Source organism: Afipia massiliensis (genome assembly GCF_014203115.1).
GTDB classification, from domain to species: Bacteria; Pseudomonadota; Alphaproteobacteria; order Rhizobiales; family Xanthobacteraceae; genus Afipia; species Afipia massiliensis.
Genome location: NZ_JACHIJ010000004.1, coordinates 394,468 through 418,657, shown reverse-complemented (window position 1 = coordinate 418,657; position 24,190 = coordinate 394,468). Strand labels below are relative to the sequence as shown.

Annotated in this window: 22 protein-coding genes; 9 read left to right on the top strand and 13 right to left on the bottom strand. The window is 62.9% G+C overall.

All coding sequences use genetic code 11. The features are described from left to right. Positions 1 to 17 precede the first annotated feature (17 nt). Entirely contained in the window at positions 18 to 2,285 is a 2,268-nt protein-coding gene (gene ptsP, locus HNQ36_RS15785; RefSeq protein WP_046827939.1) for a phosphoenolpyruvate--protein phosphotransferase, read from the bottom strand. A 282-nt stretch (positions 2,286 to 2,567) separates the two neighbouring features. Next, positions 2,568 to 3,821 (bottom strand): aspartate kinase, encoded by a 1,254-nt coding sequence (locus HNQ36_RS15780; RefSeq protein ID WP_184086672.1) that lies wholly within the window; start codon positions 3,819 to 3,821, stop codon positions 2,568 to 2,570. A 128-nt stretch (positions 3,822 to 3,949) separates the two neighbouring features. Between HNQ36_RS15780 and HNQ36_RS15775 the strand changes: the two genes are divergently transcribed. From HNQ36_RS15775 to HNQ36_RS15765, 3 genes are all read left to right on the top strand, one after another. Further along, entirely contained in the window at positions 3,950 to 4,405 is a 456-nt protein-coding gene (locus HNQ36_RS15775) for a PH domain-containing protein (RefSeq protein ID WP_184086670.1), read from the top strand. A 50-nt stretch (positions 4,406 to 4,455) separates the two neighbouring features. After that, positions 4,456 to 5,205, top strand: a complete 750-nt coding sequence (gene ubiG / locus HNQ36_RS15770) for a bifunctional 2-polyprenyl-6-hydroxyphenol methylase/3-demethylubiquinol 3-O-methyltransferase UbiG (protein ID WP_184086668.1) — start codon at positions 4,456 to 4,458, stop codon at positions 5,203 to 5,205. A 102-nt stretch (positions 5,206 to 5,307) separates the two neighbouring features. Continuing rightward, positions 5,308 to 6,207, top strand: coding sequence for a DMT family transporter (locus HNQ36_RS15765; protein WP_184086667.1), 900 nt, complete (start codon positions 5,308 to 5,310; stop codon positions 6,205 to 6,207). Here the strand turns inward: HNQ36_RS15765 and HNQ36_RS15760 are convergent. From HNQ36_RS15760 to HNQ36_RS15745, 4 genes are read right to left on the bottom strand one after another with little or no spacing between them, the layout of a single operon-like run. Then, positions 6,204 to 6,671: a DUF1178 family protein gene (locus tag HNQ36_RS15760; RefSeq protein ID WP_184086665.1), complete on the bottom strand. Its 468-nt coding sequence runs from the start codon at positions 6,669 to 6,671 to the stop codon at positions 6,204 to 6,206. The genes HNQ36_RS15765 and HNQ36_RS15760 overlap by 4 nt on opposite strands. Then, the gene (locus HNQ36_RS15755) at positions 6,668 to 7,558 is read right to left on the bottom strand and encodes a carbon-nitrogen hydrolase family protein (RefSeq protein ID WP_184086663.1); all 891 of its coding nucleotides are present in this window, start codon (positions 7,556 to 7,558) and stop codon (positions 6,668 to 6,670) included. The genes HNQ36_RS15760 and HNQ36_RS15755 overlap by 4 nt, the downstream gene beginning before the upstream one ends. Before the next feature lie 11 nt (positions 7,559 to 7,569). Continuing rightward, positions 7,570 to 7,830, bottom strand: a complete 261-nt coding sequence (grxC, locus tag HNQ36_RS15750; RefSeq protein ID WP_184086661.1) for a glutaredoxin 3 — start codon at positions 7,828 to 7,830, stop codon at positions 7,570 to 7,572. Between the two features lie 52 nt (positions 7,831 to 7,882). Then, entirely contained in the window at positions 7,883 to 8,704 is an 822-nt protein-coding gene (locus tag HNQ36_RS15745; protein ID WP_184086659.1) for a ComF family protein, read from the bottom strand. A gap of 306 nt (positions 8,705 to 9,010) precedes the next feature. On the opposite strand from HNQ36_RS15745, the gene HNQ36_RS15740 reads away from it, so the two are divergent. Next, the gene (locus tag HNQ36_RS15740) at positions 9,011 to 9,871 is read left to right on the top strand and encodes a methyltransferase domain-containing protein (protein ID WP_184086657.1); all 861 of its coding nucleotides are present in this window, start codon (positions 9,011 to 9,013) and stop codon (positions 9,869 to 9,871) included. A 360-nt stretch (positions 9,872 to 10,231) separates the two neighbouring features. On the opposite strand, the gene HNQ36_RS15735 is transcribed toward HNQ36_RS15740, so the two are convergent. Then, entirely contained in the window at positions 10,232 to 10,633 is a 402-nt protein-coding gene (locus tag HNQ36_RS15735) for an NUDIX domain-containing protein (protein ID WP_184086655.1), read from the bottom strand. A gap of 195 nt (positions 10,634 to 10,828) precedes the next feature. Then, a complete protein-coding gene (argJ, locus tag HNQ36_RS15730) occupies positions 10,829 to 12,070 on the bottom strand; it encodes a bifunctional glutamate N-acetyltransferase/amino-acid acetyltransferase ArgJ (RefSeq protein ID WP_184086653.1) in 1,242 nt (413 codons plus the stop codon). Between argJ and HNQ36_RS15725 the strand changes: the two genes are divergently transcribed. Beyond that, the gene (locus tag HNQ36_RS15725; protein WP_184086650.1) at positions 12,070 to 12,210 is read left to right on the top strand and encodes a hypothetical protein; all 141 of its coding nucleotides are present in this window, start codon (positions 12,070 to 12,072) and stop codon (positions 12,208 to 12,210) included. The genes argJ and HNQ36_RS15725 overlap by 1 nt on opposite strands. Positions 12,211 to 12,213: 3 nt before the next feature. Here HNQ36_RS15725 and HNQ36_RS15720 read toward each other — a convergent pair whose 3' ends face one another. Further along, the gene (locus HNQ36_RS15720) at positions 12,214 to 13,173 is read right to left on the bottom strand and encodes a peptidylprolyl isomerase (protein WP_184086648.1); all 960 of its coding nucleotides are present in this window, start codon (positions 13,171 to 13,173) and stop codon (positions 12,214 to 12,216) included. A 389-nt stretch (positions 13,174 to 13,562) separates the two neighbouring features. Here HNQ36_RS15720 and secA point away from each other — a divergent pair, with 389 nt between their 5' ends. Next, positions 13,563 to 16,397, top strand: coding sequence for a preprotein translocase subunit SecA (secA, locus tag HNQ36_RS15715; RefSeq protein WP_184086646.1), 2,835 nt, complete (start codon positions 13,563 to 13,565; stop codon positions 16,395 to 16,397). A 278-nt stretch (positions 16,398 to 16,675) separates the two neighbouring features. On the opposite strand, the gene HNQ36_RS15710 is transcribed toward secA, so the two are convergent. From HNQ36_RS15710 to HNQ36_RS15695, 4 genes are all read right to left on the bottom strand, one after another. Next, positions 16,676 to 18,151 (bottom strand): L,D-transpeptidase family protein, encoded by a 1,476-nt coding sequence (locus HNQ36_RS15710; RefSeq protein ID WP_184086639.1) that lies wholly within the window; start codon positions 18,149 to 18,151, stop codon positions 16,676 to 16,678. Positions 18,152 to 18,576: 425 nt separating this feature from the next. Continuing rightward, positions 18,577 to 19,539, bottom strand: a complete 963-nt coding sequence (locus tag HNQ36_RS15705; RefSeq protein ID WP_184086636.1) for an acetyl-CoA carboxylase carboxyltransferase subunit alpha — start codon at positions 19,537 to 19,539, stop codon at positions 18,577 to 18,579. A gap of 165 nt (positions 19,540 to 19,704) precedes the next feature. Then, on the bottom strand, positions 19,705 to 20,664 hold the full coding sequence (xerD, locus tag HNQ36_RS15700) for a site-specific tyrosine recombinase XerD (RefSeq protein WP_184086634.1): 960 nt from the start codon (positions 20,662 to 20,664) through the stop codon (positions 19,705 to 19,707). Positions 20,665 to 20,678: 14 nt separating this feature from the next. After that, positions 20,679 to 20,825, bottom strand: a complete 147-nt coding sequence (locus HNQ36_RS15695) for a histidine kinase (protein WP_184086632.1) — start codon at positions 20,823 to 20,825, stop codon at positions 20,679 to 20,681. Between the two features lie 187 nt (positions 20,826 to 21,012). Between HNQ36_RS15695 and HNQ36_RS15690 the strand changes: the two genes are divergently transcribed. Genes HNQ36_RS15690 through HNQ36_RS15680 form a run of 3 tightly spaced genes read left to right on the top strand, consistent with a single transcriptional unit; the run spans position 21,013 to position 24,171 of the window. Further along, positions 21,013 to 21,636, top strand: coding sequence for a shikimate kinase (locus tag HNQ36_RS15690; RefSeq protein WP_184086630.1), 624 nt, complete (start codon positions 21,013 to 21,015; stop codon positions 21,634 to 21,636). Continuing rightward, entirely contained in the window at positions 21,633 to 22,775 is a 1,143-nt protein-coding gene (gene aroB / locus HNQ36_RS15685) for a 3-dehydroquinate synthase (protein WP_184086627.1), read from the top strand. Before HNQ36_RS15690 ends, aroB begins: the two co-directional genes overlap by 4 nt. Positions 22,776 to 22,821: 46 nt before the next feature. Next, a complete protein-coding gene (locus HNQ36_RS15680) occupies positions 22,822 to 24,171 on the top strand; it encodes an HlyC/CorC family transporter (protein WP_184086626.1) in 1,350 nt (449 codons plus the stop codon). Positions 24,172 to 24,190 lie beyond the last annotated feature (19 nt).

Here is a 24,190-nt window from a genome sequence, read left to right as displayed (position 1 = left end):
AGGTCCGGAAAGCGTCGCTACAACGAAAGCCCTTCGGCTTCGGCGAATTCCATCAGCTTGCTGCGGATCGAGACGCTTCCGGCCGGCGCATCCAGCAGCGGAGTGATCATCGCTTCGGCCTTCTTGGCATCGAGATCGAGAATCAGCGCCTTCACCGGACCGTGCGCGGTCGCCGACAGCGACAGCGAGCGATAGCCGAGCGCGATCAGCGCCAGTGCGCCGAGTGGCTGCGATGCCATTTCACCGCAGAGCGAGACGGATTTGCCGGCGGCATTCGCTTTCCTTGCGATGTCGCGAAGGGCGCGCAGGATCGGAGCCGACAGCGTATCGAAGCGATCGGTGACTCGCGAGTTGCCGCGATCGACCGCGAACAGAAACTGGAACAGGTCGTTCGAGCCGACGGAGACGAAGTCGACCCGCTTGAGCAACTCATCCATCTGATAGAGCAGCGCCGGAACTTCGACCATGGTGCCGACATCGACGCGCTCGGGCAGCGTATGTCCGTGCTGGCGCAGATAGGTCAGTTCGCGCTCAATCACGAGCTTGGCCTGATCGAATTCATCGACCTGCGAGATCATCGGAAACATCACGCGCAGATATCGCCCGGAAGCGGCGCGCAGCAGTGCGCGGATTTGTCCGCGCAACAGGCCCGGCCGGTCCAGCCCCAGGCGGATCGCGCGCCAGCCCAGCGCCGGATTTTCCTCGACGATCGTGTCCATATACGGCAGCGCCTTGTCGCCGCCGATGTCCAGCGTGCGGAAGGTGACCGGCTTGTCGCCGGCCGCGTCGAGTACTGTGCGATAGAGCGAGAGCTGTTCGCTGGTGCGCGGCAGGCTTTGCCCGACCATGAACTGCAATTCGGTCCGGAACAGTCCGATACCGGACGAGCCCGTGTCATCGATGTGGGGCAGATCGATCACGAGACCGGCGTTGATCATCAGGTCGATAGGCTGGCCGTCCCTGGTGACGCAGGGCTTGTCCCGCAGTTCGCGATACTGCTCCTGGCGTCGCGCGCGGAAGCGGACGCGTTCGGCATAGGCCGACTGGATTTCGTTCGACGGGCGGATGTAGATCGAGCCCGAGGTGCCATCGACGATGATCGCGTCGCCGGGATCGGCGATACCTGCGGCGTTCGGTACTTCGCCGACCGCCGGAATGCCGAGCGCCCGCGCCACGATCGACACGTGTGAGTTCGCTGTGCCTTCTTCCAGCACCAGTCCGCGCAGCCGCTTGCGGTCATAGTCGAGCAGTGCCGCCGGACCCATCGAGCGCGCGATCAGGATGGCGTTGTCGGGCAACTGCTCGCGCGACGGCGCGTGATCCTGTCCGACGAGCTGGCGCATCAGGCGGTGGCCGAGATCTTCCAGATCGTGCAGGCGGTCGCGCAGATAGGGATCGGTCGAGCGCAGCATGCGGGCGCGGGTGTCTGACTGCACGCGCTCAACGGCGGCTTCGGCGGTGAGGCCTGTCGCGACCGCTTCGTGCAGTTTGTGCTGCCAGCCCTGGTCGTTGGCGAACATGCGATAGGCCTCGAGCACGTCGCGGTGTTCGCCGCCCTCGGCGACATCGCCGCGCTCCAGCATCCGGTCGAGATCGGCGCGCAGCTTCAGGATCGCGGTATCGAGCCGCTTGAGTTCTTTCGGCAGATCTTCGGCAATGTAGTTGGTGATCACGACGCGCGGCTCGTGCAGCACCACATGACCGAGCGCGATGCCGTCCGACAGGATCGCGCCGGTCTTGTGCAGCGAATGGCGTGCGGCGGGCTCGGCGCCGGGCTTGGCGATGGCCGACAGTTCGCCCGAGGCGATCATTTCCGCGACCACCATGGCGGTGGTCTGCAGAGCCTCGACTTCCTCTTCGACGTAAGTGCGGTGAGCGCGGTTCTGCACCACCAGCACGCCAAGCGTATTGCCGGATCGCAGGATCGGCACGCCGAGGAACGAATGGTAGATTTCTTCGCCGGTTTCCGGGCGATACGAGAACGCCGGATGCGACTGCGCGTTCGACAGGTTGAGCGGCGTCGCCTCGGAGGCAACGAGGCCGACAAGGCCCTCATGGGCGTTCAGTACGGTCTGGTGGACCGCGTCCCGGTTCAAACCTTCGGTGGCATAAAGCTCAAGGGTGTTGTCGACGCGCAGCACGTAGGTCGAACAGACCTCCGCCACCATATTGGCGGCGATCAGCACCACGATCTTGTCGAGCCGCTCCTGAGCGCTGACCTGTTCGGCCATCACTTCGCGGAGCCGTCTCAACAAGACGCGGGGGCCTCCCAGCGCGCTCCGCATCCGTTGACATCCTTACCCGCAATTCCAGCGCGGCCCGCGACCGGCTGCGATAGCGTTAACTAGCAGTAAAATAACGACTTTTCAGGTCTCGCGTAGACCGCTTGGCCGGCTTCCGGACGTGTCTGACGGTCCAGAACCAGAGGCGCGGGCGCGGGTGCCTTGTCCTGAGGCTATATCGAATTGAGGCGCGTTTTGCCAAGCAAAACACCTGCCAAAGATGAGAGGCAGTCCAGCAAAATGGCCTCGGCATAAAGCCACGGCGACGGACCGCGTAGAAAGAATTTAGGCCTGATCCAGCCCGTAAAGCGTATGCAGCGTTCTGACAGCCAGTTCGGTATAGGCCGCATCAATCAGCAGCGAGAACTTGATCTCGGATGTGGTGATGGCGCGGATATTGATGTTGCGCTCGGACAGCGCCTTGAAGGCCTGCGCGGCGACGCCGGCATGGCTTCGCATGCCGATGCCGATCACCGAGACCTTGGCGACGTCTGTGGCGGAATCCATCGCCTTGTAGCCGATCTTGTCCTTGGCCTTGGCGATGGTGTCCTTGGCGCGGGTGTATTCAGAGGCTGGAACGGTGAAGGTGAGGTCGGTGGTCTTGCCGTCCTCCGACACGTTCTGCACGATCATGTCGACATTGATGCTCGCGTCGGCCAGCGGGCCGAAGATGGCCGCAGCCACGCCGGGCTTGTCGTCGATCTGGCGCACGGAGATCTGGGCTTCGTCCTTCGAAAAGGCGATACCGGTGACGACTTGGCTCTCCATGATTTCCTCCTCGCTGCAAATCAGCGTTCCCGGCGGCGTGCCGTGGGGGTCGATGTCTTCCGGCTTGTCGAAGCTTGAGCGCACGAACACCGGCACGTTGTGAACCATGCCCAGTTCCACAGAGCGGACCTGAAGCACCTTGGCGCCTTGCGACGCCATTTCCAGCATTTCCTCGAACGCGACCTTCTCGAGTCGCCGCGCTTTCGGCACCACGCGCGGGTCGGTCGTATAGACGCCATCGACGTCGGTGTAGATGTCGCAGCGGTCAGCCCGGATCGCGGCCGCGATCGCAACGGCTGACGTGTCGGAGCCGCCGCGCCCGAGCGTGGTCACGCGACCCGTCGGCTCGTGGATGCCCTGGAAGCCGGCGACGACGGCAACTTCCTTGCGTTCCTTGAATCGCTTGATCAGTTCGCTGCCGTCGATCCCGGTGATGCGCGCGGACGCATGCGCGTCGCTGGTCAGGATCGGAATCTGCCAGCCCTGCCAGGAGCGGGCCTGGATGCCGAGCGACTGCAGCACGATGGCGAGCAGTCCCGCAGTGATCAACTCACCCGAGGCGACGATGGCATCATATTCGCGCGCATCGTGCAGTGGCGAGGCTTCGCTCGCCCAGGCCACCAGTTCATTGGTTTTGCCGGACATGGCCGACACCACCACGGCGACGTCATGACCGGCATCGACCTCGCGCTTCACATGCTGCGCGACGTTGCGAATGCGGTCGATATTGGCGACGGACGTGCCGCCGAATTTCATTACAAGGCGACCCATGGCTAATGGCGCGGTCCCGATTACGCTGGTTGTCAGTAAGGAGCCAGTTCCGTGCAAAACGGCAGCACGGCCCCGAAAAGGCGGCTATACATACCCATCGGGTCGCGAGCAAGCAACACAGGACGAGAATGGGCCGCTATGTCGACGATATCCTGCAGCCGGGCGAGAAGGTCCTGTATTCCACCACGATACACGGGATCATCTATGTCTCGGGTCTGGTTTGCCTGGCGGTCGCCGGGGCCTGTCTGGTCGGCTCGGGCGGCGGGGTGATCTTGCCGCTGCTGGCGGTGAGCGCTCTTCTAGCGCTTCTGGGCGGCGCTCTGCTGCTCCGGGCCTGGTTCCAGCGCTGGACGACGGAAACGGACGTGACCTCGCTGCGGCTGGTTCACAAGGAAGGCTTTATCAAGCGCCAGACCTTTGAGATGAGTTTGGATAAAGTCGAAAGTGTCGATGTTAACCAGAGTATTGCGGGCCGGCTTTTTGGGTGGGGAGATGTCACCGTTAATGGTGTCGGGGAGGGCACCAAGACGATAAAGATGATCGGCGCGCCGGTCGAATTCCGCAACCACATCACGGCTCGCTAGCGCGCAAATTCTTTCGGCCCGACAGGCGCCAACCGGACAAGACCATCGGTATGACTACAAATTCTCCATCTGCGTCCACGGTCGATCCCGGCGAAGTCGCGCGGTTCTCGCAACTGTCCGAACAGTGGTGGGACCCGAAGGGCAAGATGGCGCCGCTGCACAAGATCAACCCGCTGCGGCTGGCCTATATCCGCGACGCGGCGTGCCGCAAGTTCGACCGCAACCCGAAGAGCCTGAACTGCCTGTCGGGATTGCGCATCCTCGATATCGGCTGCGGCGCAGGACTGCTGTGCGAGCCGCTGACGCGTCTCGGCGCGCAGGTGATCGGCGTCGATCCGTCGGACACCAACATCGCGGTCGCCAAACTTCATGCGGAGCGGGGTCACCTCAGCATCGACTATCGCTGCACCACCATCGAGGAGATGGACCCGCGCGAGCGCTTCGACATCGTGCTGGCGATGGAAGTGGTCGAACACGTCGCCAACGTCGGGATGTTCCTCGACCGCTGCGCCGCGCTGCTCAAGCCGACCAGCATGATGGTCGCATCGACCATCAACAGGACATGGAAGAGCTTCGCGCTGGCGATCGTGGGAGCCGAGTACGTGTTGCGCTGGCTGCCGCGCGGCACCCATCAGTGGGACAAGTTCGTCACGCCGGTGGAACTGACGCATCATCTGGAGCGCAACAAGCTTGCCATCAGCGATCAGGCAGGCGTGGTCTACAATCCGCTCGCGGACCGCTGGAGCCTCTCCTCCGATATGGATGTGAACTACATGCTGGTCGCCGAAGCGGCGAGCTAGGACACACGCAACGCCGGCATGATATCATGCCGGTTGACCGCAGGCTGGTGACAGGGCCTGTGGAATAGCGGCGCTCCCGCTGCTCTGGTCCCGTCTTTCATCATGTCCCAGCTGATTTGGCTCTGGATTCCCTTCACGCTGCTGGCGGCGGCAGGCCAGGTCGTGCGCAACGCCATGCAGCGCGGGTTGACGGCCCAACTCGGCACGCTTGGGGCGACCCATATCCGCTTTCTGTTCGGGTTTCCGTTTTCACTGGTTTTTCTCGGACTGATTCTTGCCGCCACCGGCGATCGGCTGCTGTGGCCCGAGACCGGGTTCTGGGCTTGGCTGGTTGTCGGCGGCATGGCGCAGATTCTCGCCACCGCCCTGATGCTGATGGCCATGAACGAGCGGTCGTTCGTGGTGACGACGGCTTACCTCAAGACCGAGGCGATCCAGGCGGCGATCTTTGGCTTTGTATTTCTCGCGGACCATCTCACGACGCTGAAGGTCGCAGCCATTCTGATTGCCACCGTCGGCGTGGTGATCACGGCATTGCGGCCCGGCGGCATGAAGGGGTTCGGCAATCTGAAGCCCACGGTGCTCGGACTTGTGGCGGCCTCGTTCTTTGCATTGTCGGCGGTCGGCTATCGCGGCGCCATCCTCAATGTCACCGGGGTGAGTTTCGTCACCGCGGCGAGCCTGACACTGGTGGCGACGCTGCTGATGCAGACCGTCGTGCTGTCGGGCTGGCTGATCGTGCGTGCGCCCGGAACGATGACCGCGATCTTCCGCGTGTGGAAGCCGTCGATGTTCGCGGGCTTCACCGGATCGTTCGCGTCATTGTTCTGGTTTCTCGCTTTCGCGCTGACCGCCGCGGCGAATGTGCGGACGCTGGCGCTGATCGAGGTGCTGTTCGCGCAGGGCGTAGCTTATTATTCGATGAAGCAGGCAATATCGCTGCGGGAAATCTCCGGCATCGTGCTGATTCTGATCGGCGTTGCGATGCTGGTGGCGGGCTAGTTCCTGTCGCCCGGCAGAATCGGCAGCGGGGCCACCTCAACGCCTTCGTCGATCAACGCGCGGGCCTCTTCGGTGGTTGCCTCGCCGTAGATTGCGCGGTGCTCGATGTCGCCGTAGTGCATCTTGCGGGCTTCATCCGGAAATTTGTTGCCGACATTGTCCGCGTTCTTGAGCACGTGGTCGCGCAGTTCCTTCAGCTTTGAAAGGAGCTCGCGCTCCTGCGGCGCCATCACCAGCGATGTCGATGCCGTGTCCTCGGCGGGGGCCGCCACGGGCTCCGGTGCCGATTTGGATTTGCCCTTGCGCGCGATGCGCGGCGCCATGATCGCTTTTTCGACCTTGGTGGAGTCGCAGGCCGGACAGGCAACGAGCCCGCGCTTGTGCTGGCTGTCGTAAGCCGCAGAACTCTGGAACCAGCTCTCGAACGCGTGGCCGTGGTCGCAACGCAGCGCATAGCGGATCATACCGATCCCCGCACGAGATGCAGATGCTCCGGTCCGGCCTTCGGGTCGGAGAGGCCGAAGCGGCGGCCATGCTGCAGGGAGGGAATACTTTTGCGGACCGCCAGGGCTTTCGCCGGATCAATCTTCGCCAGCACCACGCCGGGCTCGACGCCGCCTTCGGCGAGGATTTCGCCCCATGGATCGACGATCAGCGAATGACCGTAGGTCTCGCGGCCGCTTTCGTGCTTGCCGGCCTGCGCCGCCGCAAAGATGAAGCAGCCGTTCTCGATGGCGCGGGCCCGCAGCAGGGTGCTCCAGTGGGCCTCGCCGGTCCTGACCGTGAAGGCGGACGGCACCGTGATGAAGGAGGCGCCGGCTTCGGCGAGCGCACGGTAAAGCGCGGGAAAGCGCACGTCGTAGCAGATCGTCAGGCCGATACGGCCCCACGGCAGGTCGGAGATGACCGCGGTTTCGCCCGGCTGATAGTTGGCGGACTCGCGGTAGCTTTCGCCGCCGTCGAGTTCGATATCGAACATGTGGATCTTGTCGTAGCTGGCAAGGATGTTGCCATCAGGCGCGATCAGGAACGAACGATTGGCCGCGCGCTCGGGATTGGCGCGCACCGCGAGCGAACCGATGTGCAGGTAGATTTTCAGTTCGCGCGCCAGTTCGCGATAGGCCTTGAGCGATCGATCGTCTTCCTCGCTGGCGAGCAACTCAAACAGCGCCTTGCGGTTTTGCTGAATGATGTTGGAGACCTCGGGCGTCTGGACGTAGTCCGCGCCCTTGTCCTTGGCTTCGCGGATCAGAGCGATGCCCTGGGCGAGGCTCGTCTCCGGCAGCATGGCGGTGCGCATTTGCACCATCGCTGCGGTGAAGGGAGCGCCGGTTTCAATGCTGGCTGTCATGACGAGACCTTCTAACTGGTGAGCAGGCCATCGAGCCTGCCTTCGCGGTCGAGCGCGTAGAGATCGTCGCAGCCACCGACATGCACCTTGTCGATGAAGATTTGCGGAAATGTCGCGCCGCCCTTCGCGCGCTGGACCATCTCCGCGCGCCAGTTCGGATCGACCGCGACATCGAATTCGGTAAAGGCGGCGCTCTTGCGCGTCAGCAGCGATTTGGCAGCGCTGCAGTAGCCGCATCCGGGGCGCGTGTAGATCTCGATCAGTGCAGCCATGACTTGCCTTTACGAATGGGAAGAACCCAAAACGAACGGGGAAGAACCTAAATTATATGGGGGCCTGAAGTGTGTCCACAACCCGCGAGAACACCAGCACATCCACCGATGCAGCCCTAGCCCGCAACAATGCGCGTGCGCAGGCGTCAACTGTCGCGCCGGAGGTCAAAACGTCGTCAATCAGCACGATCCGGCGGCCTTGCACGGTGGATTTGTTCTCCGGCGGGACCTTGAACGCGCCCTGCACATTGAGCGCCCGATCCGATCGCGACAAGCCGACCTGCTGCAGCGTCGGCCGCACGCGATGAAGGGCGTTGCCGATCACCGGCAGATTCGCGGATTTGCCGATCACTCCCGCCAGCGCGCCGGACTGGTTGTAGCGGCGGCTCCAGCCGCGCCGCCAGTGCAGCGGTACCGGTATCAGCGCATCGGCATCGCCGAGAAGTTCCTGACCGGCGCGCGCCATCCAGCGGCCCATGGTCGGCGCTAAATCAGTACGGTCCTGATACTTCAGCGCATGGACCATGGTTCGCGCCACCTCGTCGTAACGAACCGCGGCGCGGGCGCGCTGATAGGCCGGCGGATCGGCGATGGCCTGCATCGACAGGAGACCCGGTCCCGGATCGTAGACGAACGGAATGCCGAGCCGCGCGCAGAACGGCGGCGCGATGAACGACAGTTTCGCCCAGCATGTCGCACAGACGCCTTCGCCTGAGACCGGCTCGCGGCAGGATACGCAGAGCGTCGGCAGGGCGATGTCGAGGGCAAGGCGCGGCAGCGAGGCGAGGGCAGAGCCGCAGGCCCGGAGCGCGCCAAAAAACGGTTTACGCAACCGGCCTGAAGGATGTGACGATGCCTGATCGAGCCCCGACATATTTTTCCTTGTCCCGGAAGACTAGAGTCAAATTCACGAATATTGAAGCGGGGAGCGGTGAGTTTTTGTTGACCTCTCCCGTGGGGAGAGGTCGGATCGCTCTTGCGATCCGGGTGAGGGGGTACGCTCTCACGATAGATTCTACGCCCTCACCTCAGCCCTCTCCCCACGGGAGAGGGAGTTCAATCGGACGTGCGGCGAAGCAAGCGGTTCAATTGAAGGGGATCACTCTCTAGGCATCCGCCGGACTCAAGCGGGTGTGCTTAAGGAATTGCCAGAATAGTCTTTGAGGGCGTACCTACGGCCATGACCTCGTCTCCGACCGATACGCCGCCCCGCCTGTTCGATCGCGCAATATTGCGCGGCCGGCAGAGCCGCGCGTTGCGGCAGGGGGCAGCGTCCTTTCTGCTCGATCGCGTGGCCGAGGACATGGCCGAGCGCCAGCAGGCGGTGCTTCGCGAATTTTCCGCAGGCATCGATCTCGGCACGCCCGGGGATCAGGTGCGCGCAGCGCTCGCCGGAAGCGTCAGGCAGTTGCGTGAAGTGGTGCTGCCGCCTTCCGATACCGAACCGCTTGCGCTTGCGCCTGCGTCCGTCGATCTTGCGGTCTCCGCGCTGGCGCTGCAATTCGTCAATGATCTGCCGGGCGTGCTGGCGCAAATCCGCCGCGCGTTGAAGCCGGACGGGTTGTTTCTCGCGGCGATGATCGGCGGTGAAACGTTGACCGAGTTGCGGCAGTCGTTCGCTGCGGCGGAGTCTGAGGTGGAAGGCGGTGTGTCGCCGCGCGTGGCGCCGTTCGCTGATTTGCGTGACCTCGGCGCGCTGTTGCAGCGCGCTGGCTTCGCATTGCCGGTGACCGATGTGGATCGCATCGTCGTGCGTTACGACAACGCGTTCGCGCTGATGCAGGATTTGCGGCGCATGGGTGCGACCAACATCCTCAACGAACGCCGCCGCACGCCGTCGCGCCGCGCCACGTTTCTCAAGATGGCGCAGATCTATGCCGAACGCTTTTCCGATCCGGACGGGCGCATCCGTGCCACGTTCGACATTGTGTGGCTGTCAGGATGGGCGCCGCACGAAAGCCAGCAGAAGCCGCTGAAGCCCGGTTCGGCGAAAATGTTGCTGGCGGACGCGGTGAACAAGGCGCGGGAGCCGAAAACCTAGCGCGTACCTATCGGGTCGTCCTCGCGAAAGCGGGGACCCATACTCCCTGAGTCATCGATTGAGAGAGATACCGGAGCAATCTTCTGACGGTCATCACCACGTTCAGTGGTTATGGCTCCCCGCTTTCGCGGGGACGACATTGAGTGTGTGTCGAGCGCCTCGCTTCATCTCGTCATGGCCGGGCTTGACCCGGCCATCCACGACTCGCTTTGAGATCAATGAAATGAAGACGTGGATCACCGGGTCAAGCCCGGTGATGACGACTGTGGGTGCTGAGACGTTGCAAAGCGATCTCACCACTTCGCCGGGACGACGACTGAATACGCGGCGACAATCGCGTCTCGCAAGCAGCTTCGTGACTTACAGCAGCAAATCCGTCAGATGCGCGATCAGCGGAATGTCCGCGGGCGGCATCGGATAGTCGCGCAATTTATTCGCGCGCACCCATGCGAGTTGCTGGCCCTCACGCGGCGTGACGGTTCCCTGCCACTTCCTGCAAATGTAGAGCGGCATCAGCAGATGAAAGCTGTCATAGCCGTGGCTCGCGAAGGTCAGCGGCGCCAAACATGGCTCCTCCACCGTGATGCCAAGCTCTTCATGCAGTTCACGGATCAGCGCCGGTTCGGGCCGCTCGCCGGGCTCCAGCTTGCCGCCGGGAAATTCCCACAGCCCCGCGAGCGTCTTGCCTTCGGGTCGCTGCGCGATCAGGACGCGGTTGTCCGCATCGATCAGCGCGCAGGCGACGACGAGGGTGAGCTTCACTTTACCCTCCCCTTGAGGGGGAGGGTCGACCGCGTAGCGGGCGGGGTGGGGTGAGTATCAATCGTCATAGGGTGAGATGCGATCATCAGACTTGATGCATCCATATGGCATGGAGCGAAGCTTCGAACAAATGGCCACCCCACCCCGGACGGCTTTGCCGTCCGACCCTCCCCCTCAAGGGGAGGGTGATTTCGTTTACGAGCGATAGTCGCCGTTGATCGCGACATATTCCTTGGTGAGGTCGCAGGTCAGCACGCGGTCGCGGCCTTTGCCGAGACCAAGCCCGACCTTGATCTGGATTTTGGGCTGCTTCATCAGCGCGGAGACTTCCTTCTCGTCATAGGACGGATCGCGCGCGCCCTTGCTGGCGACGCGGATGCCGTTGAACGAGATCGAGAGCTTGTCGCGGTTGGCGGGCTCGCCCGCCTTGCCGACGGCCATGACGACGCGGCCCCAGTTGGCGTCCTCGCCTGCGATTGCGGTTTTCACCAGCGGCGAGTTGGCAATCGACATCGCGATTTTCCGCGCGGATGTCTTCGAGGTCGCGCCTTCGACCACGACTTCGACCAGCTTGCGTGCGCCTTCGCCGTCGCGGGCGACCTGTTCGGCGAGATCGGCCAGCACGGCGTGAAACGCCTTGGTGAAGGCTTTCAACTGCGGGTCGCTGGCGCGTTTGATCGTCGGTGCGCCGCGTGCGGCGGCAGCGCCGGTCGCGAAAGCCAGCAGCGTGTCCGAGGTCGAGGTGTCGCCGTCGATGGTGACCGCGTTGAACGTGTCCTCGACGCCGGTCTTGAGCAGCGATTGCAATACGGTTGCCGACAGCGGCGCGTCGGTGAACACGAACGCCAGCATCGTCGCCATGTCCGGCGCGATCATGCCCGCGCCCTTGGCCATGCCGTTGATGGTGACCTTGGCCTTGCCGAGCTTGACGGTCGCGGTCGCGACCTTCGGAAACGTGTCGGTGGTCATGATCGCGCGCGCGGCGTTGTCCCATCCCTCGGGCACCGCAACTTTTGCGAGATCGTCGAGCACGCCGTTGAACTTGGTCGCGTCGAGCGGCTCGCCGATCACGCCGGTGGAAGCCAGAAAGATTTTGGCTGCGGTGGTGTCGGCGGCCTTGGCGGCGATCGAGGCGGTCAGTGTGGTTGACTGCTTGCCGGTCTTGCCGGTGAAGGCGTTGGCGTTGCCGGAATTGACCACGAGGGCGCGCGCCTCGCCGCCCTTCAGTTTGGCGCGGCACCAGTCCACCGCGGCACTCGGGCATTTCGATTTGGTGAAGACGCCGGCCACGGTGGTGCCCTTGTCGAACAGCGCCAGCAGCACATCGGTGCGGTTCTTGTAGCGGATGCCGGCTGCCGCCGTCGCAAGGCGCACGCCGTCGATGTTCGGCATGTCGGGGACGTTGGTGGGGGCGAGCGGTGAGACAGCGGTGGACATTGATTTTCAATCCGGTGTTTGAGCAGCGGCGCATCAAACGCAACGCGCCGGTGAATCGCAAGGAGAAATCAAAAGGCGGAAATGAAAATGCCCGGCGCGAGGCCGGGCATTCCATGTCGCGTCAGATGACGAAACCGTGACGCTTACTTCTTCGCAGGTGGCGTCTTGGCTGCCGGGGCGGCCTTTGCGTCCGGCGTTGCTGCCGGAGCAGCCGGGTCTGCCGGCTTGTCGAGGCGCTCGACCTTGGCTTCGGTCCGCAGCTTGGTGACGTAATCGGCCTGCGCCTTGCGCACCACGAAGGTCGAGATCTGGCCCTTCACCTGCTCGAAATCCGGCGGCTTGCGGTCGCGCTTTTCCTCGACCTTGATGACGTGCCAGCCGAACTGCGACTTCACAGGGTCCGAGAGTTTTCCGGGTTCGAGCGCGAAGGCTACGGCGGAGAATTCCGGCACCATCTGCTCCTTGGTGAAGAAGCCGAGATCGCCGCCATCGGCCGCGCCGGGATCCTTCGATTTTTCCTTTGCGACCTTGGCGAAGTCCGCGCCCTTTTCGAGCTCGGCCTTGATCGCCTTTGCCTCTTCCTCGGTGGGAACGAGGATGTGCCGGGCGCGAACTTCCTTTTCGCCCGAAACCTGCTTGGTCGCGTCCTCATAGACCTTCTTCATGGCGTCGTCGGTGATCGCGGCCTTGCCCTCGGTGGCGAGCAGGCTGTCCATCAGGAGGCGGTCGCGGGCGAAGCTCATCTTCTGCTTGAAGTCCGGCGTGTCGCCGACCTTCTTGGCTTCGGCGGCCTTGGCGACGATCTTCATATCGATCAGGAACGCGATCAGATTCTCGCGGCGGGTCGATGGATCCATCTGCTGGAGGCTGGGTCCCAGCTCTTCTTCGGCCACGGTCAGGTCACTCTGGCGGATTTCGGCGCCGTTAACCTTTGCGATCACCGGATTCGCATCCTGCGCGTGCAGCGGCTGGCCGATCGCCATCACGACCGTGAGACAAGCTGCCGCGGCGGTCGTCATAAGTCCAAATCTCAGTCCGAGTCCCAGTCCAGGTCGCACGCCCAGTCCGCTGAGAGGGGCCGTGCGGTTTGGAGAAACGGTCATGGAAAATCCTTTTAAGGTCAAAGTCTGGTGTCCCGTATCCGGCGGATATCGGATCACTGAGCGGTTCGGGAGGCGGGACACTCGCCCAACCTCCGCCCGGAAGCAACGCGAAAAAGCCGTCAAAATCATGAAATCCTTGAGAGGTTCGCGCGTTGACAAGGCTTTGGACGGCCCATATCTCTGCCCGCAGGCGCGCCTGGCTGCCGCGGGGCTTTGCCGCGGCCCAGCGGGTGAACCTCGGAATTCGCTTCCCGCACTCACTCCCAAGGACTGGCGCAAGGGTTTGTCCCCGCACGCAATTCCGGAGATACGCCTGATACGGGTCTCATAAGGTTCTTGGGCTGCGGTGATCGCGGCCGCAATGCCAAACTGCAAGACAGGAATTTTTCATGCTCGGCGCGCTCGCCCGCAAGTTTTTCGGCTCCGCAAACGACCGGCGGATCAAGGGATACCAAGCCCGCGTCGACGCGATTAACGCGCTGGAACCCGAGATCGCCGCCCTGTCCGACGAGGCGCTGAAGGCGCGCACCGCCGAGTTCCGCAAGCAGCTCTCCGAAGGCAAGACCCTCGACGACATTCTGGTGCCCGCCTTCGCGACGGTTCGCGAGGCTGCCAAGCGCACCCTCGGCCAGCGCCATTTCGATGTGCAGCTGGTCGGCGGCATGGTGCTGCACGAAGGCGACATCGCCGAAATGAAAACCGGCGAAGGCAAGACGCTGGTTGCCACCCTTCCGGTCTATCTCAACGCGCTGGCCGGCAACGGCGTCCACGTCGTGACCGTCAACGACTACCTCGCCAAGCGCGACTCCAGCTGGATGGGACAGATCTATTCGTTCCTCGGCATGACCACGGGCGTGATCGTTCACGGCCTGGATGATGTCGAGCGTCAGGCGGCCTATGCCTGCGACATCACCTACGGCACCAACAACGAATACGGCTTCGACTATCTGCGCGACAACATGAAATACCGGCTCGAGGACATGGTCCAGCGCGGGCACTTCTTCGCCATCGTCGACGAAGTCGATTCGATTTTGATCGACGAAGCGCGCACGCCGCTGATCATTTCCGGCCCGCTCGACGACCGCTCGGAATTCTACAACACCATCGACACCTATATTCCGAAACTCGAGAAGACGACCGACTTCGAGATCGACGAGAAGCAGCGCACGGTGACGCTGACCGAAGCCGGCATGGAGAAGATCGAAAACCTGCTGCAGGAAGCCGGTCAGCTCAAGGGCGACTCGCTCTACGACGTCGAGAACGTTTCCGTCGTCCATCACATCAATCAGGCGCTGCGCGCCCATTCGCTGTTCCAGCGCGACAAGGACTACATCGTCCGCGACGGCGAGGTGATCATCATCGACGAATTCACCGGCCGCATGATGCCGGGCCGCCGCTATTCGGAAGGCCTGCATCAGGCGCTGGAAGCCAAGGAGCATCAGCCGGTTCAGCCGGAAAACCAGACGCTGGCTTCGATCACGTTCCAGAATTATTTCCGCATGTACGACAAGCTCGCCGGCATGACCGGTACGGCGGCGACCGAAGCGGACGAACTGTTCGACATCTACAAGCTCGAGGTCATCGAAGTTCCGACCAACGTGCCGATCGCGCGTCTCGACGAGGACGACGAGGTCTATCGCACGGCCGAGGAAAAGCATCGCGCCATTCTGGCCGAGATCGAACTGGCCAATAAGCGCATGCAGCCGGTGCTGGTCGGCACCGCCTCGATCGAGAAATCGGAAGTGCTGGGCGAGTATCTCGCCAAGAACGGCTACAAGCAGATCGACTTCGGCAATCCGAAGGCGCTGGAGAAGCTCTACGCGGCCGCGCGCGCGGGCAAGCCCGCCAAGCTGTTCGCGGTGCTGAACGCGCGTTTCCACGAACAGGAAGCCTACATCGTCGCTGAAGCCGGCGTGCCGGGCGCGATCACCATCGCCACCAACATGGCCGGCCGCGGCACCGACATCAAACTCGGCGGCTCGCTGGAAATGCGCAGCCAGATTGAGACCGCCGACATCACCGATGAAGCCGAGAAGAAGGCGAAGATCGAGCAGATCAAGGCCGACATCGAGCGCTTCCGCGAGATGGTGCTGAAGTCCGAAGAAGTGATCGAGATCGAACCCGCCAAGGGCTCAAAGCCGGCCAAGACCATCACCAAGCCCGGCGGTCTCTACATCATCGGCTCAGAACGCCACGAATCCCGGCGCATCGACAACCAGCTCCGCGGCCGCGCCGGCCGTCAGGGCGATCCCGGACGCACCAAGTTCTATCTATCGCTCGAAGACGATCTGATGCGCATCTTCGGATCGGATCGGCTCGACACCATGCTGACCCGTCTCGGCCTCAAGGAAGGCGAGGCGATCATCCATCCGTGGATCAACAAGGCGCTCGAGAAGGCGCAGCAGAAGGTCGAGGCGCGCAACTTCGATATCCGCAAGAACCTGCTCAAGTTCGATGACGTGCAGAACGATCAGCGCAAGGCGATCTTCGACCAGCGCATCGACCTGATGCGCGACCAGAACGTCGCCGAGACCGTCTCCGACATGCGCCACGCGCTGGTCGATGATCTCGTCGCCAAGCATGTGCCCGAGCACGCCTATGCCGAGCAGTGGGATGTTGCCGGTCTCAAGGACGAGCTGAAGCGCGTGCTCGATCTCGATCTTCCGGTCGATGAATGGGCCAAGGAAGAAGGCATCGCCGACGAGGAGATGCTGGCGCGCATCGAGAAGCGCGTCGATGAGCTGATGGCGGCGAAGACAGCCCAGTTCGGGCCGGACGTGATGCGCTATGTCGAAAAGTCGGTGCTGCTGCAGACGCTGGACCATCTGTGGCGCGAACATCTGGTGATGCTGGATCACCTGCGTCAGGTGATCGGCCTGCGCGGCTACGGCCAGCGCGATCCGCTGCAGGAGTACAAGTCCGAGGCGTTCAATCTGTTCGAGAGCCTGATCGCGCACCTGCGCGAGGCGGTGACGGCTCAACTGGTGCGCGTTGAAATCGTGCCGCCGGACGAGCAGCCCGAATTGCCGCAGATGGAAGTGCACAAGCTCAATCCGAACACCGGCGAGGACGATATGGCGTTCGCGCAGGCCGCGCTTGCGCCGATCCCCGCTGCCCAGCGCGATCCGCAAAATCCCGCGACCTGGGGCAAGATCGGCCGCAACGAGGATTGCCCGTGCGGTTCCGGCAAGAAGTTCAAGCACTGCCACGGCAAGTACGCCTGACGGGTGCGCCTGAACGGACGCTGCTCACTCAAACAAAAACGCCGGTCGAAAGACCGGCGTTTTTTTTATGCCGGGCCCGACGCAAGCTCCCCTTTACCTCTCCCGTGGGGAGAGGTCGCGAGCGAAGCAAGCGGGTGAGGGCGTACGCGCTCACGATGGATTCTACGCCCTCACCCCAACCCTCTCCCCACGGGAGAGCGGGCGCATCAGCCTCGGCGCAGCGTCAGCGCAAATATGTCAATGCAGATGAGTCGGGTCGAGCGCGGTCGATGCGGATCTTAGCGAACCGTCGACCAGCGACTGTCGAAGGAGTTGGCCTGCACCGCCGGCTGGGCGCCTGCAAGCGACGATTGCGCTGCCGGAGCGGCTGCCGCGGTCGTGGCTGCGGGGGCCGGAGCGGCAGGCTTGGCTTGCGGCTGGGTCTGCGCCTGCTGCGAACGCTCAAGCGGGATGACGCGCGGTGGCGCGCTTTTGGCTGTCTTCGTCGGCTCGGGTGATTTCGCCTTTGACTTGGCAGGGGCGGCAGCGGGCTTTGCCGCGGCGGGCTCGGGGTCCGATCCGCGCAAGCCGACGCTGCGCGACAGCTTGCTGAAGAAGCCTTCGGACGAACCTGCGCTGGCATTGGTGGAGGCAGTGCTCGGCGTCGTGCTGGTCACGGCCACCATCGGCTCGCTGTTGGACGAGGTGAAGCTGAACGACGGCGCGGTTTCCGGCGCCTTTGGAATGGTCGCATGCGAGGGCACGGTGCCAGGTGCGGGCTGATTGGACGCAACGGCGTAGTCGGTCACGTCCTTGTCGATCGCGGATTCGCCTTCCGGCAGCTTGGATGCGAACACCGGATGCATGCCGCCGTCGATGCCGGCGCGCGAACGCGCGGTCGGCGTGCCGCGCGAGACCAGCTGCGCGGTCTTCAGTTCGTCCTGACGCTGCTTGTCCTGAACGGCATCGGCGATCTCGGGGGCGACCTGATAGGCCGGGCACTGCGCGGAGGCGTTGAACGCCAGCGGACGGGTCGCACCGGCCGGCTTTTCCGCGTCGAAGACATACTTCTTCTCGCAGAAATCGACCTTCGGCTCCTGCTTGGTGACCTCGAAGTGATCGTTGCCTTCCTTGATCATCTTCCAGAACGCCATGTGCGGACTGTTGCGATGACGCGCCATGTTCTGCGCCGTCATGCGGAACGGATAGGCCTGGACCTGAAATGCGTTCTGGCCGCCGAAGAAGGATTCGCGGCCGAGCGCGTAAATCTCGGTGATCTGCTCGTCGGTCATCGCGTAACAGCCGCGCGACGAGCAATCGCCGTGCACCATCAGCTGCGAGCCGGTGCGGCCCCATGCCTTGTCGTATGCGTTCGGGTAGCCCATGTTGAACGACAGGAAATAGGACGATGTCGGATTCATCTGTGCCGGCGTGATCGAGTAGAAGCCTTCGGGGGCCTGCCGGTCGCCTTCCTTGATCTTCGGTCCGAGGTCTCCCGACCAGCGGCAGATCGGATAGGTCTTGAGCAACGCGAACTTGCCGTCGCGATTCTGCTTCCAGACCTCAAGTTCGGCTTCCTGCTTGAACAGACGGACCAGCAGCGGCGACGCCTTGTCCATGTTCTTGGATTCGATGTCCGCGAGCAACTTGTCGGGGATCGGACGATTGGCTTTTGAGCTTGGCGAGAGCTGCTCGCCATTGCACCCCGACAGCAACACGCCAGCCGCGAGCGCAGCCGCAGTGACAAGCGCGCGTACATGCGTACGGTCGATCAATGCAAGGCTCCCAATGCCAAGGCTCCGCGGCAGATCGGCAATCCCCATACTCCGGCTAGACCCAAGACTAGATCCTAAGAAGACTAGACCCCAAGACCGGTGGCAGATCGTCTCCCGACAAAGTGGCGCGCAATAGGCGGCCGGAAAACGCTGCCAGTCTAAACAGGCCGCACGTGTTTTCGTCGTAAAAGCGGCGTTCGCTTTTTGGCTAAAAACGTGCGTGAGCAATTGATCGATTATTATCCTTAAGGCCCCCCGGTCGCAAGCCGAAGCGACCGCAACCGGACGGCATTGACCGCTTTATGGTCAACGCTAAGTAAATCAAAACACTGGTGAAAAACGGCCGTGGCCGAAAGGGCGCTGTCCCAAAAAAGCCACGATGTGGCGGCGCGGCGCGTTGCGCGCCGATATGGCCACGAAATTCGCTACCCGAGCTTGCGGCCGATATCGAGGAACTTCTGCCGGCGCTGGTTGCGCACCGCCTTGGAATCGAGGCTGCGCATGTCGTTGAAAGCCTGTGCGACGGCATCGCCGGTCCGGGCAATCATCGCCGCTGGATCGCGGTGCGCGCCACCCGGCGGCTCCTTCAAAATGGTGTCGATCACGCCGAAGCGGGCGAGATCCTGAGCTGTGATCTTGAGATTGGTCGCGGCTTCCTGCGCCTTTGCTGAATCGCGCCACAGGATCGACGCCGCACCTTCCGGAGAGATCACGCTGTACACGGCGTGTTCGAGCATCAGCACGCGGTTGGCGGTGGCGATGGCGATGGCGCCGCCCGAGCCGCCTTCACCGATGATGACCGCGACATTGGGCACACCGAGGTTGAGGCAGGCGTCGGTGGAGCGCGCGATCGCTTCCGCCTGTCCACGCTCCTCGGCGCCGATGCCGGGATAGGCGCCCGCCGTGTCCACCAGCGAGAGAACGGGGATGCCGAAGCGATCCGCCATTTCCATCAGCCGCACGGCCTTGCGATAGCCTTCGGGCTTGGCCATGCCGAAATTGTGCTTGAGCCGGGTTTCCGTGGTTGAGCCCTTCTCCTGGCCGATCACGCAGATGCTCTCGCCTCTGAAACGGCCGAAGCCGCCGATCAGCGCTTCGTCGTCGCCGAACTTGCGGTCGCCTGCAAGCGGCGTGAACTCGGTGATGAGTTCCTTGACGTAGTCCACGCAATGGGGCCGCAGCGGATGGCGCGCGACCTGGGTTTTCTGCCAGGGCGTCAGCTCGGCATAAAGATCGGTGAGCGCCTGTGCCGCCTTCTCTTCGATGCGCGACACTTCTTCGCTGATGTCGCTGCCGCTGGCGGCAAGCGCGCGCAACTCGTCCACCTTGGAATCGAGTTCGGCGACAGGCTTTTCAAAATCCAGATAACTGCGCATCGGGTCCGGCATGTGACAAATATGGGGCGGGTGTACTTGGGCGAAGGGCGCACGAATTGATCGTTCGGTCGGTCTCGATCGCGTATTGAAGTCTTCCGTGGGGCCTTTCAAGTCAAGAAGCGGTCCCAAGTCAAGCGTTGCGATGGAAAGTGCCGTTATTGCTGGACTTTTAACGGGTCATTTGTCGGCCAGCGGATGCAGATCGCGCACCAGGCTCTTCAATCGCTCCTCGACAATATGGGTGTAGATCTGTGTCGTGGAGATGTCGGTGTGGCCGAGCAGCGTCTGGACGATTCGCAGATCCGCCCCGTTATGCAGCAGATGACTCGCAAAGGCGTGGCGCAGCACATGCGGACTGACGAGGCGCGGCGCGATGCCGGCGGCCGCCGCAAGCTCCTTGAGGTCGCGCGCGAAATGCTGCCGCGTCAGATGGCCGCTCTCGCCCGATGACGGAAACAGCCACTTCGAGGCCGCGGACGATTTCTTTGGTTCGCGGTGCGTCGCTTCCAGCGCGGCGAGATAGTCCGCCATCGCCTGCTTCGATGTTTCGTTGAGCGGGACGAGGCGTTCCTTGTTGCCCTTGCCGCGCACCACGATCATGCGGGCGTCGCGCCGTGCGGCGGACAGCGGCAGCGCAACCAGTTCCGAAACGCGCAGTCCCGTCGCGTAGAGAATTTCAAGCAGACACGAGAGCCGGATCGCGCGCAGCTTTTGCAGCGGCGACTGCTCGGCGATCTCCGCCGATGTCTTCGCCTGCGTTAACAGGCGGTCGACGTCGGCGATGGACAGGACTTTCGGCAGCGCGCGTCCGCGTTTCGGGCCGGAGAGGATCGCGGCCGGATCGTCCGCGCGCACGCGTTCGCTCAGCAGGAAACGAAACAGATGGCGCGTCGATGACAGTTTGCGCGCAACGCTCGACGACTTGAAGCCGCGGTCGTCGAGATCGCCGAGGTAATCGCGCAGCATCTGGGTGTCGGCGGTCTGGAAGGTCGATTTGTGCCGGGCGAGGAAGCCGGACAGGTCCTCAAGATCGCCGCGATAGGCATCGAGCGTGTTGACGCCTGCGCCCTGTTCGGCCGCGAGCATGTCGAGGAACAGGGCGGTCAGCCGGATGTCGGAGGATTTGTCGGACGCCATGATCCGCAAGCCGCCTATCGCTTGAGGAATTTGTCGGGCGGAACGCTGATCGTCATTTCGCGCGGCTTCGGATTGACGAAATTGGCGAGTGCGAAGATGCCGCCATAGATCAATCCGCCGATCACGGCGACGACCGTCAGGAAGCGAAACAGGCTGGGCATCGAATTGGCCTCGGAATTACCTTCGGATTGCCGGCCCGGGCGGCACGTTAACCGGCGGAACGCGGCAGTTCAGCCGCTCCAAAGTACCAACATGTTCGCGCTGTTTCGGCAAGAGTCTCTGGCAACAGGATCGGCAGGAGTAGTATAGGTGGCTTCTCCGCCGCATTCGCGGCCTACCGAGCCAGAGATGACCGAGACTGCGGCCAGACAACAGGACGGCACGACCCACGAGGGCGACATTGTCGCGGCCCTCAAAGGCCGTCCGATCGTGCTCGTCGGCATGATGGGATCGGGCAAATCGACCATCGGGCGTCGTCTTGGCGTGCGGCTTCACATGCCGTTTCTCGATGCCGATCATGAAATCGAGATCGCGCATGCGGGCATGACCGTCAGCGAAATCTTTGCGCAGCACGGCGAACCGTACTTTCGCGACGGCGAGGCGCGGGTGATCGCCCGCCTGCTGGAGAGCGGTCCTTGTGTGGTCGCGACCGGCGGCGGCGCGTTCATGCGCGAGGAAACGCGCAACCGGATTCGCGACAAGGCGGTCTCGCTCTGGCTTCAGGCGGACGGCGACGTGATCCTGAAGCGGGTCAAGCGCCGCGCCGACCGGCCTTTGCTGCAAACCGCCGATCCGGCCGCGACCATCGAGCGCCTGATCGGCGAACGCAGCCCGTTCTATCAACTCGCCGATCTGGCGATTGCGTCACGCGACGTGCCGCACGAGAAGATCGTCGATGAATGTATCGACGCGCTTTACGCACACCTGGTGTCCGGCAGCGCAACGTCCTCTTCCTCAAGCGAAACACAATGACCGCCCCCATCAAGACCACAAATCCGGTGACCGTCGGCGTTGCCCTCGGCGATCGCGCCTATGACATCATCATCGGCCGCGACGTGTTGCCGTCGCTCGGCCACCGCATCGCCAGGCTGCGGCCCGGCGCGCGCGTGGCCATCGTCACCGACCACACCGTTGCGAAAAACTGGCTGGCCAAAACCGAAGCCGCGCTGGCGGATGCCGGTATTGCGTCCTCGCGCATCGTGGTCGGCGAGGGCGAGGCGTCCAAGAGCTACGCCGTGTTGCAGGATGTGTCCGAGGCGCTGATCGCTGCGAAGATCGAGCGCAACGATCTGGTGGTTGCACTCGGCGGCGGCGTGATCGGCGATCTTGCAGGGTTCGCGGCGTCGATTGTCCGGCGCGGCGTCGACTTTGTGCAGGTGCCAACCTCGTTGCTCGCGCAGGTCGACTCGTCGGTGGGCGGCAAGACCGGAATCAACTCACCGCACGGCAAGAATCTGGTCGGCGCGTTTCACCAGCCGGTGCTGGTGGTCGCGGATACGGCAGTGCTCGATACGCTGTCGCCGCGCCAGTTCCGCGCCGGCTATGCGGAAGTCGCCAAATACGGTGTGCTGGGCGATCTGGAATTCTTCGACTGGCTCGATGCCAATCATGCGGAGATTTTCGCAGGCGGCGCTGCACGCGAGCGAGCCATAGCGGCCAGTTGCCGCGCCAAGGCGGCGATCGTGGCGCGCGACGAACGCGAAACCGGCGACCGCGCGTTGCTCAATCTCGGGCATACCTTCGGCCATGCGCTTGAGGCTGTGACCGGTTTTTCCGACCGGCTGTTCCACGGCGAAGGCGTCGCAGTCGGCATGGTGCTGGCCGCGGAGTTCTCGGCGCATCTCAACATGATCCCGGCGGCGGACGCGGCGCGCGTGCAGCGTCACCTTGCATCGGTCGGCCTGCCGACACGGTTGCAGGACATCGCGGGCTTTCAGCAGGAGGGTCTTGCGGATGCCGACACGCTGCTGACGCTGATGGGACAAGACAAGAAGGTGAAGCGCGGGCGGCTGACCTTCATTCTGCTGGAGCAGATCGGCAAGGCCGTGATCGTCAACGATGTCGACCCGTCCACGGTCCGCGATTTCCTTCAGGAAAAATTATCAGGGTGAGGGCGATGCTGGCGTCGCGTAAAGACGAGACCGTCGCGGGACAAGCATGACTTCAGCCGCTGTCAATCTGCTCATCGCCTTCCTGCTGCTCGCGGCCAACGCATTCTACGTGGCGGCTGAATTCGCGCTGGTGAAAAGCCGCGGGTTTCGCGTCAAGGTCATGGCCGAGCAGAACCGCTTCGGCGCGCGCCTGCTGATGAAGATGATGGGCAATATCGAAGCCTATCTCGCGTGCTGCCAGCTCGGCATTACCATGGCCTCACTCGGTCTCGGCTGGGTTGGCGAGCCGACTGTTGCGGCATTGCTCAAGCCTGTTCTTGAGCCGCTCGGATTGCCGGAATCCGCGCTGCATTTTACGTCATTTCTGACCGGCTTTCTGGTGTTCTCCTCGCTGCATATCGTGATCGGTGAGCAGGTGCCGAAAACGCTTGCGATCCGGGAGCCCGTGCCGGTCTCGCAATGGATCGCATATCCGCTCTATATATCCTATCTCGTGTTCTATCCGCTGAACTGGCTGCTCAATACCGCATCGCGTGCGATCTTGCGGATGCTCGGAGTGAAGGAATCCTCGCAGCACGAAATTCTCACCGATTCCGAAATCGAAGGTCTGGTGGGCGAATCGGCCGAGCATGGCAAAATGGAAAGCGGCGAGGCCGAATACATCCAGAATGTGTTCCGGTTTGGCGATCTCGCAGTGTCCGACGTCATGGTCCATCGCACCAAAATGGTCAGCGTCAACGCCGACGGGCCGCCCGACGCGGTCATCCGTGGAATTCTCGAATCGGAATACACCCGCATTCCGCTGTGGCGCGAGAAGCCCGAGAACATCATCGGTGTTCTGCATGCAAAGGATTTGCTGCGCGCCATCCGCGCGACAGACGGCGACCTCTCCAAGGTTGATGTCGGCGCGATCGCCCTGCCGCCGTGGTTTGTGCCCGAGATGCGGCCTTTGTCAGAACAGCTCAAGGCGTTCCGCCGCCGCAAGACCCATTTCGCGTTGGTGGTCGACGAGTATGGCGAAGTCGAAGGCCTCGTGACGCTGGAAGATATTCTGGAAGAAATCGTCGGCGATATTTCGGATGAGCATGACGTGGCTGTTGCGGGTGTCCGCGCGCAGCCGGACGGCTCGGTTGTGGTCGATGGCTCGGTGCCGATCCGCGATCTCAATCGCGCGATGGACTGGCATCTGCCGGATGAGGAAGCCACCACCATCGCCGGCCTCGTCATCCATGAGGCGCGCTCGATTCCCGACCGCGGCCAAAGCTTCACGTTTCACGGATTCCGCTTCAGGGTGCTCCGGCGGGAGCGCAACCGCATCACAGCGCTGCGGATCGTGCCGCTGCCGCGCGACAGCGAGATGCCCGAGAAGAAGCCGCGGGCCGGAACGTCGTTTTAGATCGCTTACGATTCGTTGG